The 15,864-nt window shown below is 68.7% G+C and carries 12 protein-coding genes; 7 read left to right on the top strand and 5 right to left on the bottom strand.

What is annotated here, in order from left to right; translation table 11 throughout:
- Window positions 1-644 precede the first annotated feature (644 nt).
- Together ACQ86A_RS18445 and ACQ86A_RS18440 are read right to left on the bottom strand one after the other, a co-directional pair.
- Entirely contained in the window at window positions 645-1,367 is a 723-nt protein-coding gene (locus ACQ86A_RS18445) for a polysaccharide deacetylase family protein (RefSeq protein WP_431278371.1), read from the bottom strand.
- A complete protein-coding gene (locus tag ACQ86A_RS18440) occupies window positions 1,364-2,329 on the bottom strand; it encodes a glycosyltransferase family 2 protein (RefSeq protein WP_431278370.1) in 966 nt (321 codons plus the stop codon). The genes ACQ86A_RS18445 and ACQ86A_RS18440 overlap by 4 nt, the downstream gene beginning before the upstream one ends.
- 33 nt (window positions 2,330-2,362) lie before the next feature.
- Here ACQ86A_RS18440 and ACQ86A_RS18435 point away from each other — a divergent pair, with 33 nt between their 5' ends.
- From ACQ86A_RS18435 to ACQ86A_RS18405, 7 genes are all read left to right on the top strand, one after another.
- Window positions 2,363-3,343 (top strand): glycosyltransferase, encoded by a 981-nt coding sequence (locus ACQ86A_RS18435; RefSeq protein ID WP_431278369.1) that lies wholly within the window; start codon window positions 2,363-2,365, stop codon window positions 3,341-3,343.
- Window positions 3,340-3,861: an acyltransferase gene (locus tag ACQ86A_RS18430; protein WP_431278368.1), complete on the top strand. Its 522-nt coding sequence runs from the start codon at window positions 3,340-3,342 to the stop codon at window positions 3,859-3,861. The genes ACQ86A_RS18435 and ACQ86A_RS18430 overlap by 4 nt, the downstream gene beginning before the upstream one ends.
- 179 nt (window positions 3,862-4,040) lie before the next feature.
- Window positions 4,041-5,255: a DUF1972 domain-containing protein gene (locus ACQ86A_RS18425; RefSeq protein ID WP_431280484.1), complete on the top strand. Its 1,215-nt coding sequence runs from the start codon at window positions 4,041-4,043 to the stop codon at window positions 5,253-5,255.
- Window positions 5,252-6,067, top strand: a complete 816-nt coding sequence (locus ACQ86A_RS18420) for a CDP-alcohol phosphatidyltransferase family protein (RefSeq protein ID WP_431278367.1) — start codon at window positions 5,252-5,254, stop codon at window positions 6,065-6,067. Before ACQ86A_RS18425 ends, ACQ86A_RS18420 begins: the two co-directional genes overlap by 4 nt.
- Window positions 6,064-6,753, top strand: a complete 690-nt coding sequence (locus tag ACQ86A_RS18415; protein ID WP_431278366.1) for a hypothetical protein — start codon at window positions 6,064-6,066, stop codon at window positions 6,751-6,753. The genes ACQ86A_RS18420 and ACQ86A_RS18415 overlap by 4 nt, the downstream gene beginning before the upstream one ends.
- A gap of 64 nt (window positions 6,754-6,817) precedes the next feature.
- Window positions 6,818-8,179, top strand: coding sequence for a hypothetical protein (locus ACQ86A_RS18410; protein ID WP_431278365.1), 1,362 nt, complete (start codon window positions 6,818-6,820; stop codon window positions 8,177-8,179).
- A gap of 69 nt (window positions 8,180-8,248) precedes the next feature.
- Window positions 8,249-9,961: a polysaccharide biosynthesis tyrosine autokinase gene (locus ACQ86A_RS18405; RefSeq protein ID WP_431278364.1), complete on the top strand. Its 1,713-nt coding sequence runs from the start codon at window positions 8,249-8,251 to the stop codon at window positions 9,959-9,961.
- A 187-nt stretch (window positions 9,962-10,148) separates the two neighbouring features.
- Here the strand turns inward: ACQ86A_RS18405 and ACQ86A_RS18400 are convergent, their stop codons facing one another.
- The 3 genes from ACQ86A_RS18400 to ACQ86A_RS18390 are packed head-to-tail and all read right to left on the bottom strand — an operon-like array spanning window position 10,149 to window position 15,802.
- The gene (locus ACQ86A_RS18400) at window positions 10,149-11,312 is read right to left on the bottom strand and encodes a glycosyltransferase family 4 protein (RefSeq protein WP_431278363.1); all 1,164 of its coding nucleotides are present in this window, start codon (window positions 11,310-11,312) and stop codon (window positions 10,149-10,151) included.
- 10 nt (window positions 11,313-11,322) lie between these two features.
- Window positions 11,323-12,918, bottom strand: coding sequence for a PKD domain-containing protein (locus ACQ86A_RS18395; RefSeq protein ID WP_431278362.1), 1,596 nt, complete (start codon window positions 12,916-12,918; stop codon window positions 11,323-11,325).
- Window positions 12,851-15,802, bottom strand: a complete 2,952-nt coding sequence (locus tag ACQ86A_RS18390; RefSeq protein WP_431278361.1) for a LamG-like jellyroll fold domain-containing protein — start codon at window positions 15,800-15,802, stop codon at window positions 12,851-12,853. Before ACQ86A_RS18390 ends, ACQ86A_RS18395 begins: the two co-directional genes overlap by 68 nt.
- Window positions 15,803-15,864 lie beyond the last annotated feature (62 nt).

Below are 15,864 nucleotides of genomic sequence, written 5' to 3'. Positions count from 1 at the left end.
GCCTTCGAGACGATCGTGCACGGGCACTATCGCGGCTGGTACGCGCCGTTTCCCGTCGCCGCACGGGTGCCCGGCCGGCTCGCTTATGTCGGTCTGGTGCGGCGGTACAAGGGTGTGGATGCCCTGATCAAGGCGTTCCGCGGGGCGTTCGGTGATCAGGATGCGTCGCTCACCGTCGGCGGAAAGCCATCGAACGACGAGCTGGTCGAGCAGCTGCACAGTCTCGCGGCGGGGGACACGCGTATCGCGCTGCACTTCGCGTTCCTCAGCGACGCGGAACTCGTGTCGGCCGTGACGGCCGCCCAGCTCGTCGTGCTGCCGTATCGCGAGATGCACAACTCGGGAGGTGCCCTCTCGGCGCTCTCGCTCGACCGGCCCGTGCTGCTGCCGGCCAACGAGGTGAACAGGATGCTCGCCGCCGAGGTCGGGGACGGCTGGGTGCTGGAGTACGAGGGCGAGCTCACCCCGGGGCGCTCGAGGGTGCGCTCGCGCAGGCGCAGCAGCTGCCCGCGGGTGCCCGGCCGGACCTTTCCGGCCGCGAGTGGGACGACGCCGGACGCGCACACGTCGCGGCGTACCGGCGCGCGATCGCGTTGCTCAGACATCGCGACTGACCCCGCGCAAGCCTGCCGTCCCCGACGGTGTCAGCGCTTGAAACGCCCCTCGAGCACGAGCGAACCCGAGCCGAGCGCATCGCCGAGCGAGCGCGCGCTGAGTCCGAGACCGGCGTACCCGTCGAGCACGCGCGAGATCAGGTCGACCCTGTCCACCACGGGCGCCGCGCCGTCGTTCACACCGTCGGTCGCATCCGCATAGTTGTCGTGGGCGAGCAGGATCGTGCCTGGCCGGGCTTCGCGCACGGCGGCGGCGACGCGCTCGTCCTGCGTGACGTCGCCCCGCGAATCCCAGGTGGTCGGCCCCCAGAGCACCGGGGTCATCCCGGCCGTGTGGATGGCGCGCCAGATCCGATAGGTCTGGTGGCCGTACGGCGGCCTGAACCAACGGACGGGGCGCCCGGCCGCGTCTTCGAGCTCGCGCCGGCCGTCGCGCATCCTGCGCCGCACCCCGTCGAGCGGCAGGGTCGTGAGGTCGCGATGGTCGACGCCGTGGAGCGCGATCTCGTGGCCGGCCTCGACCATCGCCGTGAGGAGTCCGCGGTCGGTGCGGACTCGGCTGAGCAAGACGAAGAATGTCGCGGTGGCCTCGCGATCGGCGAGAACGCTCAAGATGCGGTCGGTGCTGCCCGCGACCGGACCGTCGTCGTAGGTCAGCACGAACTCCGGCGCTGATGTGCGCACCGAGACCACCGAACCCGCGAAGGCGGTCGCCCTGCGCACGGCTCCGACGACGGTGCTCCGCGCGCTCAAGCCGTCGTCTCCTTGCGGGCGTACTCCTGGTAGACGACCCCGGCCGCGCCCTGCACCATCCCGCCGCCGCGCCACATCGCCCGCGCACCGCGCGCCTGGTGTCTGAGCGATCGGGTGAGCATCCCGAAGGCCCAGCGCAAGGCGCCGCCGACGATCCTCACGGCGCCGCCGACCACGCTTGCAGCACGCGCGACCAGGGCGCGCAGTCCGCCACCGGCAAGACGCACCCGCAGCACACTGGCCGAGTTGCCGTGGCTCCAGGCCCGCTTCAGCACCCAGCGCCGAGTCATGCGGTCGAGGGGCACGATGTCGGTGATCACGGACTCGTCGCACCACACCATCCGGGCTCCGGATGCGTGCAGTTCGCGGCTGAACAGCGTGTCCTCGCCGCCGCTCAGCCCCAGATCGTCGGCGAAGCGCACGCCCGCGCTGCGCACCTGATCCAGGTCGAGCAGCAGGTTGCCCGCCGCGGCCACGTCGATCGGCGTACCGGTCGGCATGCTGCGGCGAACGTAGAACGAGCCCGCTTGCAGCCAGGGGTCGAGCGGTCCGGCGAACGAGGCAACGACCCTGCCGGAGACGGCCGCCGGACGGTTGCGCTCCTGCCAGGTGCGCAGCAGGTGCTCGAGCCAGCCGTCGTGAGGGTGTTCGTCGTCGTCGATGAACGCGAGCAGTCGCGATCCCGAAGCCTCGTCGAGTGCCCGATTGCGCACGGCCGAGATGCCCGGATGCGCCTCGACGACATACCGGAGCCGCGGGTCCGAGACTGCCGCGACCGCGTCGCGACCACTGCCCTCGGGGTCGTTGTCGACCACGAGAACGTCGGCGACGAACGAGGGACCGGACAATTCGGCAGCACGCTCGGCGTGAGCGAGCAGCATCGGGAGGAGGGTGACGAGCTCGGCTGGACGGTGGAACGTCGGCACGGCTATGGTCACTGTCACCGGCTCGTCCGGTTGCACGGTCCACCCCCTCGGTCGTCAGAGCGGAAGTCTATGCCAGAGCAAGCGCGTTTCGCGGGCTGCGCCGTCATCGTGGTGAACTACGCGTCCACCGCCCTGCTGGCGCAGAACCTGGTGCGCCTGTCGGACGCCGCCGACGGGCTGACCGTCGTCGTCGTCGACAACCTGAGCACGGCATCCGAACGCCGCGAACTCATCGACCTCGCCACTGCGAAGGATTGGTCGACTGTGCTGCCCGACGAGAATCTCGGCTTCGGGCTCGGGATGAACGCCGGTGTTGCTCGGGCGCTGGAGTCGGGCGCTGAGCGCTTCCTGCTCCTGAATCCGGATGCGGTGATCGAGCCCGACGACGCGCGCCGCCTCTTCGACAGGGTCACAGCCGAGCCGCTGACCCTCGTCTCGCCCACGGTGCTCCGGCCCGATGGCTCGACCTGGTTCGCGGGGGCTGACGTGTCGCTCGCCGACGGCCGGATGAGCTCGGCCGCCAAGCGTCCGCAACCGGCCGAGCGGCGTGCGGAGCCCTGGCTGAGCGGCGCCTGTCTGTGCGTGTCCGAAGAGTTGTGGCAGCGGGTCGACGGATTCGCGGACGGCTACTTCCTGTACTGGGAGGACGTCGAGCTCTCGCATCGGGTGCTCGCCGTCGGCGGCGAGCTGGCCGTGGCGGCCGACGCCGTCGCCGTGCACGCCGAAGGCGGCACCCAGCAGGAGGGCGCAGAACACGCGTCGGCCGCGAAGTCCGACGGGTACTACTACTACAACATCCGCAACCGGCTGGTGTTCGCGGCACGGAATCTCAGCACGGCCGACCTGGTCGCCTGGCGGAAGACGGCGACGCCAGTCGCGTGGGAGATTCTGCTGCAGGGCGGCCGTCGGCAGTTCGTGCGCTCGCTGAAGCCGCTCGCGACCGCGGTGCGCGCGCTGCGAGACGGCCGGCGGATCGTGCGCGACGAACTGCAATCACGCGCCACCGGCGGAGCGGGCGCTCGCGCGACGTCTGCTAGGAATGGCTCATGAGCATCCGGGGCCAGGTTCGGCGGTACACCGAGCTTGCGCGCGGCGTGCTGCGAGGGCATCCCGGGGCCCGCATCGGACCGGGAGTCAGGATGGGCGGCCCCGGCGGCTACGAACTCGAGCGCGGGAGCACCATCCGGAAGGGCGCCCGGATCTGGGTCGGCGAGGGGGCGACGCTGCGGCTCGCCCGCGGCAGCGCGATCGGCGCCAGGACCGTCGTGAACGTCGAGTCGGGCGTCACACTCGGCGCGGGAACGCAGGTCTCGTGGGACGCCCAGGTTCTCGACACGGACTTCCATCGCATCACCGCACCCGACGGCACCATCCGCCGGCACACCGCACCGATCGTCATCGGCGAGCACGTGCTGATCGGCACCGGGGCGTTGATCCTCAAGGGCGTGACGCTCGGCGATGGCGCGGTCGTCGCAGCCGGGTCGGTTGTCACCCGATCGGTCGCTCCCGGTGTCGTGGTCGCGGGCAACCCGGCCGGCCCGGTCGGCGAAGCGGCATCCTGGACCTGAACCCAGGCCACCCCCGGATGAGGGGGCGACAACTGAGGAAATCTCGCATTAGACTCGTGGCAGCAACAGCGACCCGACCCTGGTGCGATCATTCAGCGTTCTTCTCACTGGTCTCGTGAGAAGTGGACAACACTCCGGTCGATTCGTCGTTTCGTCAGCCGACCGAGAGCGAGCAGGACATGGGCAATGGGGGTGACCGCCTCAGCATCGCGCTGGTGGGCACGCGTGGGGTACCGGCCCGCTACGGCGGGTTCGAGACCTGCGTCGAGGAGGTCGGCTGGCGACTCGCCGACCGCGGCCACGATGTCGTGGTCTACTGCCGCACACTGGATGACTCTGGCGACCGGGCCGATACGTTCCGCGGGATGCGCCTCGTGCACCGCGGTGCCATGCGCAAGCGTTCGCTGGAGACGCTCAGCCACACGGGGCTGTCTGTGGCTCACCTGCTCCGCCATCGCACCGACGCGGCGATCGTTTTCAACGCCGCGAACTCGCCGTACCTGCCCCTGATCCGCGCCGCGCGCATCCCCGTCGCCACACACGTCGACGGTCTCGAATGGCGCCGGGCGAAATGGGGCCGCGGAGGTCGCAGCTATTACCGGTTCGCGGAATCCTGGGCCGTGCGCTGGTCGGACGCCCTCATCGCGGATGCCCAGGGCATCGCCGACTACTACCGCGACGAGTTCGCCGCCGATACCCAGCTCATCGCCTACGGCGCCCCGCGCGTCGATCAGGAGTCCGACCTGCTCGCCGAACTCGACCTGCAGCCCGGCGGCTACCACCTCGTCGTCGCCCGCTTCGAGGCCGAGAACCACGTCGACGTCATCGTCGACGGCTATCGGCGCAGTCGCGCGACCAAGCCTCTGATCGTCGTCGGCTCGGCCCCGTACGCCGACGACTACACGCGACGCGTCCACGGCTTCGCCGACGACCGGGTCACGTTTCTCGGCGGGGTGTGGGATCAACGCCTGCTCGACCAGCTCTACGCGGGGGCGTACACCTACCTGCACGGTCACTCCGTCGGCGGCACGAACCCGTCGCTGCTCCGGGCGCTCGGCGCAGGAACGGCCACGATCGCGTACGACGTGTCGTTCAACCGTGAGGTCGTGCGCGGCTCAGGAACCTTCTTCTCCGACGCGGCCGGAGTCGCGCGGGCCGTCGAGGCGGCCGAGGCCGCTCCCGACGTCGTCGCCGAACGCGGACGCCTCGCACACGAGCGAGCAGCCGACTACGACTGGGACGCCGTCGCCGACGCGTACGAGCGGATGTGCGAGCGACTCGCCTTGCGTGAGCTCAGCCGGCCGAAGCGCCCCGTCTTCGCTCAGCGCACCGGCCGTCCGGCTCGCGCCAACGCCGCCGCCGCGGCGAACGCCGGGGAGGTGACCGCACCATGACCGAAGGATTCGCGGAGAACGCGTCGACCGCATCCCCGACCCGTGGCGACAGCTACCTCGCTGTGGTGCGCCGCCTCGCCGCCGCGCAGAAGCCGGCAGCGCGCTCGGCGCCCGCGTACTCGCGCTTCGTGAACCGCAGGATCGGCCGCTACATCGCCGCCTGGGCGTACCGCGCCGGGCTCACGCCGAACGCCGTGACCGGCATCAGCGCGATCTTCACGTTCGTGGCCATCGCGCTGCTGATCATCCTGCCGCCGAGTTGGGGGCTCGGGATCTCGGTGGCGCTGCTTCTGCTCATCGGCTACGCATTCGACTCGGCAGACGGACAGGTGTCGCGGCTTCAGGGCACAAGCAGTCCGGCCGGGGAATGGCTCGACCACATGGTCGATGCGACGAAGGTCTCGACGATGCCGCTCGCGCTCGCCGTCGGCTTCTACCGCTTCGATGTCGTGCCGACGCCCTGGCTGCTCGTCCCGATCGGGTTCGCCATCGTCTCGGCGGTGCTCTTCTTCGGCATGATCCTCACCGAACAGCTCAGGAGGCGCACGGCCGGCGCCGTCCCGCTCGCCGCCGAACAACCGGGTCGGCCCTCCTGGATGCGAGCACTCGCGGTGCTCCCGATGGACTACGGGGTGCTCTGCCTCAGCTTCGTGCTCCTCGGCGCCGTTCCCGTCTTCGTCGTGGTCTACACGCTCATCGCAGCGGCGACCACCGCCTTCCTGCTTCTCGCGGCCGTGAAATGGTTCCGCGAACTCCGGTCCTGGACGCCCGACACGTCCAGCGCCGCACCCGAGAAAGGAGACCTCCCATGACGCAGGTCGACAGTCGCCCGAGCGCCGCATCCGGCGACAAGCCCAACCGTCACAGAGGCCGGACCATCGCCATCATCGTGGCCGCCGTCGTCGTGGTCGCTCTGATCGTGACCGCGCTCGTCATCGCCGGCGCCCGGGGCGCCGCGACGAATGCGGAGAACGCGGGCAACGCGCAGGGTGGTTCACAGGCAGCGCCCGGCGCCACCGACTCGCCCGCACCGCCCAGCCCCAGCCCGCTCCCGTCGAGCGGCGACTCGGGAGGCGCGACGGACGCACCCAAGGTGGACAAGCGCTTCGGCGCGACCGTCTCGCAGACCGTCGCTCAGGATGCCGACGCCAAGCTCGCGGGCGGCCTCACCGCCAAGATCGTCTCGATCGACAACACGAATGCCAAGGCCGTGCGTGCCGGCGAGACGGCGGGCACCGCCATCAAGGTCACGATCTCGCTGTCGAACACGGCGGGCAGGGATGTGTCCCTCTCGCAGGTCTCGGTCAACGCGTTCTACGGCGGCAAGTCCACCCCCGCGGTGGCACTCACCGACGGAGCCAAGCCGCTCCAGGGCTCGCTCGCGAACGGAGCCACCGCATCCGGTGTCTACCTGTTCTCGATTCCGAGCGACCAGCGCGACTCGGCGGTCATCACGATGACCGACTCCGCCGGCGCACCCGTCACCGTCTTCAAGTGATGACCAGGTCTCCGAGTAGCACGCTCGGAGACTCCGAGTAGAAAGCAGGGAGGAGTCGCCGCCGATGCACGTCGCACCCGTACTCGCCGCGATCACCGGACCCACGATCGACCGCACGCTGGTCGCCGTGGTCGGGCTGCTCGTCGCGGTGGCGGCGTTCCTCGTGCTCCGGCGCTCGCCGAAGCTCGCGGTGGCGACCTGGATCGTCGTGCTCTGCTTCGTGCCGGTGTGGATCGGGCTCGGGATCGGGTTCAACGGCAACTACTACCTGCCGGCGGTGTCCGCGGCTGCGCTGCTCGTGATGGTGACACTGCTCCCCATCCGGTCGTTCCGCTTCAGCCTTCTCGACGGACTGGTTGTCATGCTCATCGTGTTCGGGCTGACATCCCTGCTGGCCGAGTCGCCGACGATCGCGCTCGGATTCGTGTTCTCCCTGGTCACCTACTTCGTGATCGGATACGTGTTCGGTCGTCTCGCACCACTGCGGGTCGAGGCGAGCTGGATCTACGGGGCGATCGCGGTGGCTTTCACTGTCGTGGCCGGCCTCGCGATCATCGAGTTCTTCACCGGCTGGAACCCGTTCGTGCTCATCACATCGGGCAACTCGATGTTCGCGACCTGGGGCAGCATCCAGGAGCGTGGCGGGGTGGCCCGTGCCGAAGGCGCCTTCGGCCACTCGATCGCGCTCGGCTCGAGCCTCGCCATCGCGATCCCGCTCACCCTCGCGGCACGGTTCCCGCTGCTCGTGCGGGCCGGCATGGTGCTCTTGATGCTCTTCGCGACCGTGCTCACGTTCAGTCGGATCGGGATGATCGGCGCCCTGCTCGGCCTCGTGCTGTCGATCGTGTTCATGCGGGATGCGATCTCGCGCCGCAGCCGCATCGTGCTGACCACGGGCATCCTGCTCGTCTCCGCGGTGCTCTTCCCGCTGGTCTCGACCGTGTTCGACGATGCAGGCAACGAGGCGACCGGCAGCGCGGCATACCGCAGCGACCTGTTGTCGCTGCTCGGCAGCATGAACCTCGTCGGCGTCGCCGACTCCGCCCGGCGCGATTCGACCGGGCAGGTCTACTTCGGCAACTTCCGCTCGATCGACAGCCAGCTCATCCTGACCGGGCTGTCGAGCGGGCTGATCGCGCTCATCCTGATCGTCGCCACTCTCGTGGCCGGAATCGTGCTCGTCTTCGCGCGACGTGCGACGCCGGCCACCATCGCGGTCGTCGCGCAGATCCCCGCGCTCGCGACCGTGGCGCTCATCACCCAGTACTCGGTGTTCCTCTGGTTCGCCGTTGGACTCGCGGCCTCGACGCAACTCGCGCAGCGCGGCCGCAGTAGAGAAGAAGCGATGAACGAGCTGACGCTCAGCCATCGAAAGGCACCAGATCCGCGAGAATTCGCGGGTTCCGTCAGCGGAAGGGGAGTTTGAATGCATCCCGAACGTTCACGCCACGCACAACCGCCCCGCCCCACTTCCGACCATGTGAGAGGCATTCCCATGAGCCAGCATCAGTATCTAGCGGCCTTCCGGCGCTACTGGTACATCGTCGTCGTCGCCACGATCGTCGGCGCGATCGGAGGGTGGGGGCTGTCGCAGGCGGCGACGCCTGTGTACACCGCCACCTCGAGCCTGTACTTCTCCCTCAACTTCGGCGGAACGGCGAACGACCTCAACCAGGGGTCGACGTACACGCAGAACCAGATGCTGTCGTTCGCGCAGCTCGCCGAGTCTCCGCTCGTGCTGAATCCCGTGATCGAGGGCCTGGACCTGGGGGTCAAGCCCTCCGAGCTCGCCGATACGATCAGCGTCAGCACGCCGCAGAACACGGTCATCCTGGAACTGTCGGTGTCGAGCACCGATCCCGCCGAGGCGGCAAAGATCGCGAACGCCGTCGCCGGCAGCCTCAGCGACAAGGTCGAGGAGATCGCTCCCAAGAGCGTCGCCGGCGACACGACGGTCGCGGTCCGGGTGATCGAGCCCGCGGCGACGCCGGTGTTCCCGTCGTCGCCGAACACCCGACTGAACCTCGTGGCGGGGATGGTGATCGGGCTGCTCCTCGGATCCCTCATCATCGTGCTGCGCGAACTCCTCGACACCCGCGTCCACACGGCCGGCATCGCGACCGCCGTGACGGGTGTCCCGCTGCTCGGAACGGCCGAACGCGAGAAGCGACGCTCTGTCGGTCCTGTGGTGCTCCGTGACCCGTTGTCCAATGCCGCCGAGAACTATCGCCAATTGCGATCGAACCTCGAGTTCGTCGCCGTCGACTCCGACACCCTCGGGTTCGTCGTCACCTCGTCCGTCCCGAGCGAAGGCAAATCGCTCATCGCGCTGAACCTCGCCCTCGCGCTCGCCGAGAGCGGTCGCAAGGTGCTGTTGGTGGATGCCGATCTGCGTCGCCCGATGGTCGCGGCGTACACCGGGCTGCCGGGAACGGCTGGGCTCACCTCGGTGCTCGTCGGTCGCGCATCCGTCGACGATGTGCTGCAGACCTGGGGCGAGACCGGACTGCACGTACTGACCAGCGGCCCGATCCCGCCGAACCCGAGCGAGCTCCTGTCGTCGCGCGCCATGGCCGAGCTGGTCGACCACCTCGTGCATGACTACGACGTCGTCGTGTTCGACACCGCCCCGATGGGCGCCGTCGCAGACGCGGCGATCGTGGCCAGGATGGTCGACGGAGCTCTCATCGTCGCCGACCGCACCCGCGTGCACCGTCCACAGCTGGCGCAGACGATGGACTCACTCGAGAAGTCGGGTGTGCGCGTTCTCGGGCTGGTGCTCAACCGGGCGACGCCCACCAAGGACCGCCACGCGTACTACTACCGGGTCGCCGAGGTGCGGAAGCCCTGGTGGCGCCGGATCTTCTCGGGTCGCAGGAGGCCCGTCCCCGTCGTTCCGCTCCCGCTCGGGGCGGTCCCGGCGACGACCCCCGCGCCGGCTACGGCCGAGGAGAAGCCGCAGGCCGACCCCGACCGGGCTGACGTCGGCGCCGAGGTCGTTGCCGACGGCTCGGCCGTTGACGCCGCAGACGTCGAGGTCGTCTTCCTCGAAGCCGACGATTCTCCGCTCGACGAGGAGTTCGAGGACGAATTCGGAGATCCCATGTTCGACGACGCCATCGTCGACGACGAGGAACTCGTGCCGTCGCGCGCCGCCGCGGTGCGCAGCGACACCGTCGCCGAGCGCCCCAAGCGCTCCAAGCCGTAGCGCGGCCGCATCGCGGCGTCGCGGCCCGCATCCCGCCACCGAGTCGTGCCAAAGTGCGGTTCGCACCCCGCGAACCGCACTTTTCGCACGATCGGAACCACACGTTTCGCACGATTCGATGCTGCGTGAAGCAGACGTGAACGCCCACGCGGCGTCTTCAGGATGCGCTACGGCACCTCAGACAACGTCAGCGGGCCGCGTGGCGGCGCACGATGTCCGCGATGCGCCGACGGTAGGTGGCGACACTGTGCCGGGCCTGCGCGGCGCGGGTGTCCTCCCACATGGCGTCGGCGCGTTCCGCCCAGGCGTCGATCGTCTCTTCGAGGGCGTCCGCGAGGGCTCCGGCACTGCCGGGTGCGACCGTCGTGGCCGTCTGGTAGCCGGCGGTCGCCTCGAGGAGGCCGCTCGTGGCGCTGGCGATGACCGGACGGCCGGCCAGGATGGCTTCCACGGCCGTGTTGCCGAACGGCTCGTCCACCCGTGAGGGGACGACGACGACATCGCTCGACCCGACGAGCTCCCAGACCGAGGGCACGAAACCGTGGAAGGTCACTCGGGAGTCGAGGTCGGCAGCGGTGACCTGCTCGCGAAGTTCGCTCTCGTACCACTCGTACCCAGGGAAGACCGACCCGACGAGGTCGAGTTCGACCTCGACGCCGCGTGAGCGGAGCTCGGCAAGCGCGTCGATGGCGACATCGACGCCCTTGCGGGGCGAAAGCCTGCCGACGTAGGTGACGCGCATGGCGCCGGTGAGGTCCCGCCGGACCGGGCTGTGCTCCGAGGGGCCGGGTACGGCGTTGTACACGACCTCGGTGCGCTGCCCGAGCCGGTGGAATGACGTCTCGAGAACGCCGACGCTGAAGCGGCTGTTCGCCACCAGGGCCGACGAGAGGAAGAGGGGGAGGGCCAGGATGCGCCGCATCAGCCGTGATGCGGACGCTTCGCCCTCGTGCACGTGCGTGAGCGCAGGCGTGCCATGGATGCGGGCCAGACCCGCCCACAGGGGGATGGTGATGGTGTTCACATAAACCAGGGCCGGCCGCTCGCGACGGAGCAGCGCAGAGCCTTGGCGTGCGCCGGCGGCCGTGGTGCGCAGAAATCGCAGCATCCCGGCCGGGCGCAAGACGTTCTTGCGGAGCACGGGGCTCGGGCAGATCTCCACCCGAGCACCGCGATTCCGGAGTTCCGACAGCAGCGGGCCGTCGGTGGGTACGGTGACGACCACCTCCCAGCCGTCGTCGATCAGTCCGCTGACGCTCTCGAGCATCACCCGGTCGGAGCCGTAGAGCTCCGCGCTGGGGTGGGCCACGAGGACTGTCGCGTTCTGCCGGCGACGGCTGGGGGTGGTCATCTGTGTTCTCCTACTGGGCGGGTGTGACGACGAAGTTGTCGAACTTCGTGGTCAGCGGTGCGTCGGTCGCGGTGCCGGAGAGGTAGGCGCGGAGCCCGACCGAGCCGGCGGCCTGGAGGGCTGCCGTCGTGTCGGTCGCACTTGCCTGCCAGGTAGCCGGTTCGGTCGTTCCGACCTTCCACACCTTGGCGCGGATGGTGGTCGGCGACGTGCCGAACACCTGCAGCCGCAGCTGGTACTGCTGTCCCGGAGTGTATGTAAGTCCGGCGATGTTCACCAGCTGCATCGCCGTCGACCCCTGGAGCAGCTGGAGCTGCACCACGCCGCTTGCCTGCATCCATACCCGGGCCGTGTACTCAGAGGTACCGATCGAGCGGCCGACCGCCGAGACGAAGAGCCCGCCACCGGTCGACGTCTTGTCGGTGGTGAACTGGACCGACGTGTCGGTGTTCGTGCTCGAGATACCGCTCAGCAGCTCGGTCTTGGTCGAGCCCGCAGCGCCGACGATCGTCGCCGTTCCGGATCCGACCGTGTACGCGGATGCCGCACCGGCTCCCGTCCACGCTCCGCCCAGGTCCGCCGATCCCCAGCCGCTGGCCGAGGTCCGTTCGAACGTGTCCGAGGCGATCGCCGCGGGCGGCGGGGCTGTGACCGTCACCGACTTCGTCACCGGCGAGGATGCGAGACCCTGGTTGTCGGTGACCGTCAGGCTGACGGTGAACGTGCCTCCTGCTGCGTAAGTGTGCGATGCGGTTGCGCCGGTTGCCGTCGCCCCGTCACCGAAGTTCCACGCGTATGAGGCGACCGTCCCGTCCGGGTCGCTCGACGCTCCGCCGTTCACCGAGACGGCCAGGCCGTTCGGAGTCGCGGTGAAGGATGCGGTCGGCGCCTGGTTGGGCACGGCGACCGTCGTCACGTCGTGCTGCACCGGAGTGCCTGCGAGTCCCTTGTCGTCCGTCACGGTCAGTGTCACCGTGAAGGTGGCCGCCGATCCGTAGGCGTGCGTCGGGTTGACGCCGGTGCCGGTGGTTCCGTCACCGAAGTCCCAGGCGTAGCTGGCGACCGTGCCGTCAGGATCCGCGGATGCGGAGCCGTCGAAGGCGACGCTCAGGTTGCTGACCGCCGACGAGAACGCGGCGACCGGTGCCTGGTTCGGCGGCGGAGCCGTCACCGTCACAGCCGTGGTCATCGTGTCCGTCGCTCCCTGGTTGTCCGTCACCGTGAGCTTGACGGCGTAGCTGCCGCCCTGCACGTAGGTGTGGCTGGCCGTGGGTGTGGTCGCCGTGTCGCCGTCACCGAAGTCCCATGCGTACGAGGCGATGGTCCCATCCGGATCGGCCGACGCGGTGCCGTCAAGGTTCACCGTGAGCCCGCTCTGGGTCGAGGTGAACGACGCGGTCGGCGTCTGGTTCGGCAGGGTGCCGTTCGTGGCGAGCGAGTAGTGGTTCGCCACATCCTGAGCACTCAGCACGCTGGAGTAGACCGCCGCCTCGTCGAGTGTTCCCGAGAAGTACGGGCCTGTCGAGCCCCAGGTGTTGTCACCGCCGATGCGCCAGTAGCCGGTGTACGCCTGCGCGCCGGTCTGCGGGTTGGTTCCGATCAGCACACCGTCGACGTAGAGGCCTCATGCCTCCGGCGCCCTGTGTCGCTACCGCGTAGTGCCACTGGTTGTTGTTCAGTGCGGTGGGCGATGTGATGGTGTTGGTCTGGCCTGTCCAGGTGCCGAACACGATGTGACCGTCGTCCTGCATGTAGATGTGACGGTCATAGCTGCCCGACAGACCCGTCTTGGCGTCACCGAATCCGATGAGCTTGCCGCCCTTGGTGGTCGTGGTCTTGAACCAGATCTCTTCGGAGTACGTCGTCGGGTTCGTGGTCTGCTGGTTGCTGGTCACGAGACCGCCGGACGATCCGGAGCTGTTGGTGTTGAACCGAACCGCCTTGTCGGCGTTGCCCGGGAGGACACCTGTCTGGTTCTTCGTGGTCGCGGTTCCCGAGTATGTGCCGTTGCTCGTGTAAGCGTCGGCACTCTTCGCGACGGAACCGCTCGTCTCGTCGAGACGCCAGAAGAGGTCGGGGTTCGAGTTGTACACGGATGCTCCGTACGCGTCTGCGGGGGCCGGCGCCAGGGGCGACGGACGACCGGAGGCGATGTACTGGTTCACGACCGTGGTGCGGTCGAGCACCGTCGGGTAGATCGCGACCTGGCCGATGTCGCCGGCGAAGAAGTTGCTGCTCGGCTGGTTGGACCAGCTGCCCAGGTTGTCACCTCCGACTCGCCAGTATCCCGAGTAGTCCTGACCGGTGGTGACGTCCGTGCGGCTGCCGACGACCTTACCGTCGACGTACAGGCGCATCCCGTTCGCGCCGAGCGAGGCCACCACTTGGTGCCACTGCCCGTCATTGAAGGAGGCGGAGCTGTTCACGGTCTGCACCGATCCCGGGTAGACCCCGAACCAGATCTTTCCGCTGTTGTCCATGTAGACGTGGCGGTCGTATCCGGATGACGTGCCGGTGTTCGAGTTGCCGAAGCCGATGATCTTTCCACCGCTCGTCGTGGTCGTCCTGAACCACGCCTCCGTGGTGAAGGTGTTCGGCCCTGGCACGCTCGACGGCGTCACGGCGAATCCTGTCGCGCTTCCGTTGAACGTGGATGCGGTGACTCCGCTGATCGGTCCGTCGGTGCCACGGGTGACGCCGGCCTGAACCTGAAGGTCGCTGAAGGCGACGTGATCGAACGCGGCCGCGCCGCTGGCTTCATCGAGCGGCCAGTACGAGGATGCTCCCGCTCCCGTCACCGAGTCGGCGTACGGGCCTCCGGTGTTCGTCGCACTGATCGTGACCGTGTTTCCGAGCCGGGAGATCTGGTTCCCGTCCGGATCCGTCACATACAGGCGATACGAGTGCGTGCTTCCAGCGACCAGGCCCGTGTCGATGAAGCCCATCGCCGGTCGGGTCCAGAAGTTGGAGACCTGGTTGGTCTGGTACACCGGGTTGGCGGTGTTGCCGTCGCGCACCAGCTTGTAGTTCAGGTTCACGTTGTCCTGGTCGTAGGTTGCGGTCCACGAGATGCGGGCCTGGCCTGCGGTGAAGGATGCGGCGTTCGGCACGAGCGGAACGTTGACGTTCGGTCCCACCTTGCTCTTCACGACCGAGTTCATCGCGTAGCGGGTGAGGCCGTACTGGGCGACACCGTTCACGTAGGGGAACTCGCCGCCGACCGCCAGGTACTGGCTGTTGCCCGCGAGGCTCCATGCCGCCTGGCCCTGGCCGGTGTAGGAACCGGTCACGTACTGCGGGAACCAGTTGAGCAGGCTCGGGGCCGGCTGACCGGTGAAGTTGGCGTACGCGCCGTCACCGTTGTTGGTGAGTGTCCCGGTCGTGGCCTTCGAGAAGCCGATGGTGTGATGGTATGTCCACGGGTCGGTCTGCGGGAACCCGCCGACGTTGCCGCAGTAGTGCGGGTGACCCGCGCCGTAGACGGCATCCCCGAGCGGGTACACCGAGTACGTGTCACCGTGGCAGTCCTCGAGCCATTGCAGGTTTCCGCTGGGGTCGGCCGAGAAGATGCCTTCCAGGTTGCCGCCGGCACCGAAGACGTATCCGGAGCCGTAGACGCGGTCTGCGGTGGCGGTGAGGGCCGTGATGCCGGCCTGCGTGCCCGCATCCCGAACCACAGCTGCCGCCGGGAACGGAAGGAGGGATCCGTCGGTTCCGGTCGCCATCGCGAGGCCGTAGTTGGCCGCTCCGCTGACGTTCTGGAAGCGGCCGCCGATGTAGACCTTGCTGCCGTCGGGGCTCACTGCGAGAGCATCGACGGGAGCGTCCGCGGTGGCGGTCCAGCTGGTGTCGAGGGAGCCGTCGGAGGCTTTGATCTTGGCGACGTAGGTGTGCGAGGTGCCGTTGACGCTCGCGAACGTTCCACCGGCGTAGACCGCCGTGTTCGTCGCAGCGAGCGAGCGCACCTGGCTCTCCATGATCGGGCGGAACGAGCTGATCACCTGGCCGGTCGCGGTGCTGATCGCGACGATGCGGTAGTAATTGCCGGTGCCGGCCGTGGTGAAGTCACCGCCCACGTACACGCGAGAACCATCCGGCGACGCCGCGATCGCGAGCGCCTGTGCGTTCAGCGGCACGTTGAAGCTCGAGATGAGGTTTCCGGTGGTGATGTCGTACGCGAGCAGGTTGCTGCGCGGGGTGGTGTTCGTTCCGGCTGCAGCGCCTGCGGGGCGGGCAGTGGTGAACTTGCCCGCGACGTAGACGGTGTTGCCGACGACCACCTGGGCCCAGGCGACGCCGTCGATCTGGGTCGTGGGGAGTGCATCCGCGCTCACCGTCGGTGGTGTCGCCGGATTCGTGGGATCGACCGGCGCCGTATCGGCGGAGGCCGGCGACGCGAGTGCGAGGCCTCCGAAGACGAGGCCGACCGCGGTGATTACTGCGGTCAGGATGCCCAGCGAGCGAGCGCGTGGGCGGAGTTCAGTGCTCATGACAACCTCGGTGTCTGTGATGGTCGGGAATCGGGGGTTGTGATCGGGTTGAGTGCTTGGAC

The sequence above is a fragment of the Leifsonia poae genome, assembly GCF_050632195.1.
Lineage (GTDB): Bacteria > Actinomycetota > Actinomycetes > Actinomycetales > Microbacteriaceae > Leifsonia > Leifsonia poae_C.
This window is presented reverse-complemented; position numbering and strand designations above follow the sequence as displayed.

Bases quoted from the DNA above. Each gene is read 5' to 3' on its own strand.
- ACQ86A_RS18425 (WP_431280484.1), top strand. From the start codon at position 4,041: ATGGGCAATGGGGGTGACCGCCTCAGCATCGCGCTGGTGGGCACGCGT.
- ACQ86A_RS18430 (WP_431278368.1), top strand. From the start codon at position 3,340: ATGAGCATCCGGGGCCAGGTTCGGCGGTACACCGAGCTTGCGCGCGGC.
- ACQ86A_RS18420 (WP_431278367.1), top strand. From the start codon at position 5,252: ATGACCGAAGGATTCGCGGAGAACGCGTCGACCGCATCCCCGACCCGT.
- ACQ86A_RS18435 (WP_431278369.1), top strand. From the start codon at position 2,363: ATGCCAGAGCAAGCGCGTTTCGCGGGCTGCGCCGTCATCGTGGTGAAC.
- ACQ86A_RS18405 (WP_431278364.1), top strand. From the start codon at position 8,249: ATGAGCCAGCATCAGTATCTAGCGGCCTTCCGGCGCTACTGGTACATC.
- ACQ86A_RS18410 (WP_431278365.1), top strand. From the start codon at position 6,818: ATGCACGTCGCACCCGTACTCGCCGCGATCACCGGACCCACGATCGAC.
- ACQ86A_RS18415 (WP_431278366.1), top strand. From the start codon at position 6,064: ATGACGCAGGTCGACAGTCGCCCGAGCGCCGCATCCGGCGACAAGCCC.
- ACQ86A_RS18390 (WP_431278361.1), bottom strand. From the start codon at position 15,802: ATGAGCACTGAACTCCGCCCACGCGCTCGCTCGCTGGGCATCCTGACC.
- ACQ86A_RS18400 (WP_431278363.1), bottom strand. From the start codon at position 11,312: ATGACCACCCCCAGCCGTCGCCGGCAGAACGCGACAGTCCTCGTGGCC.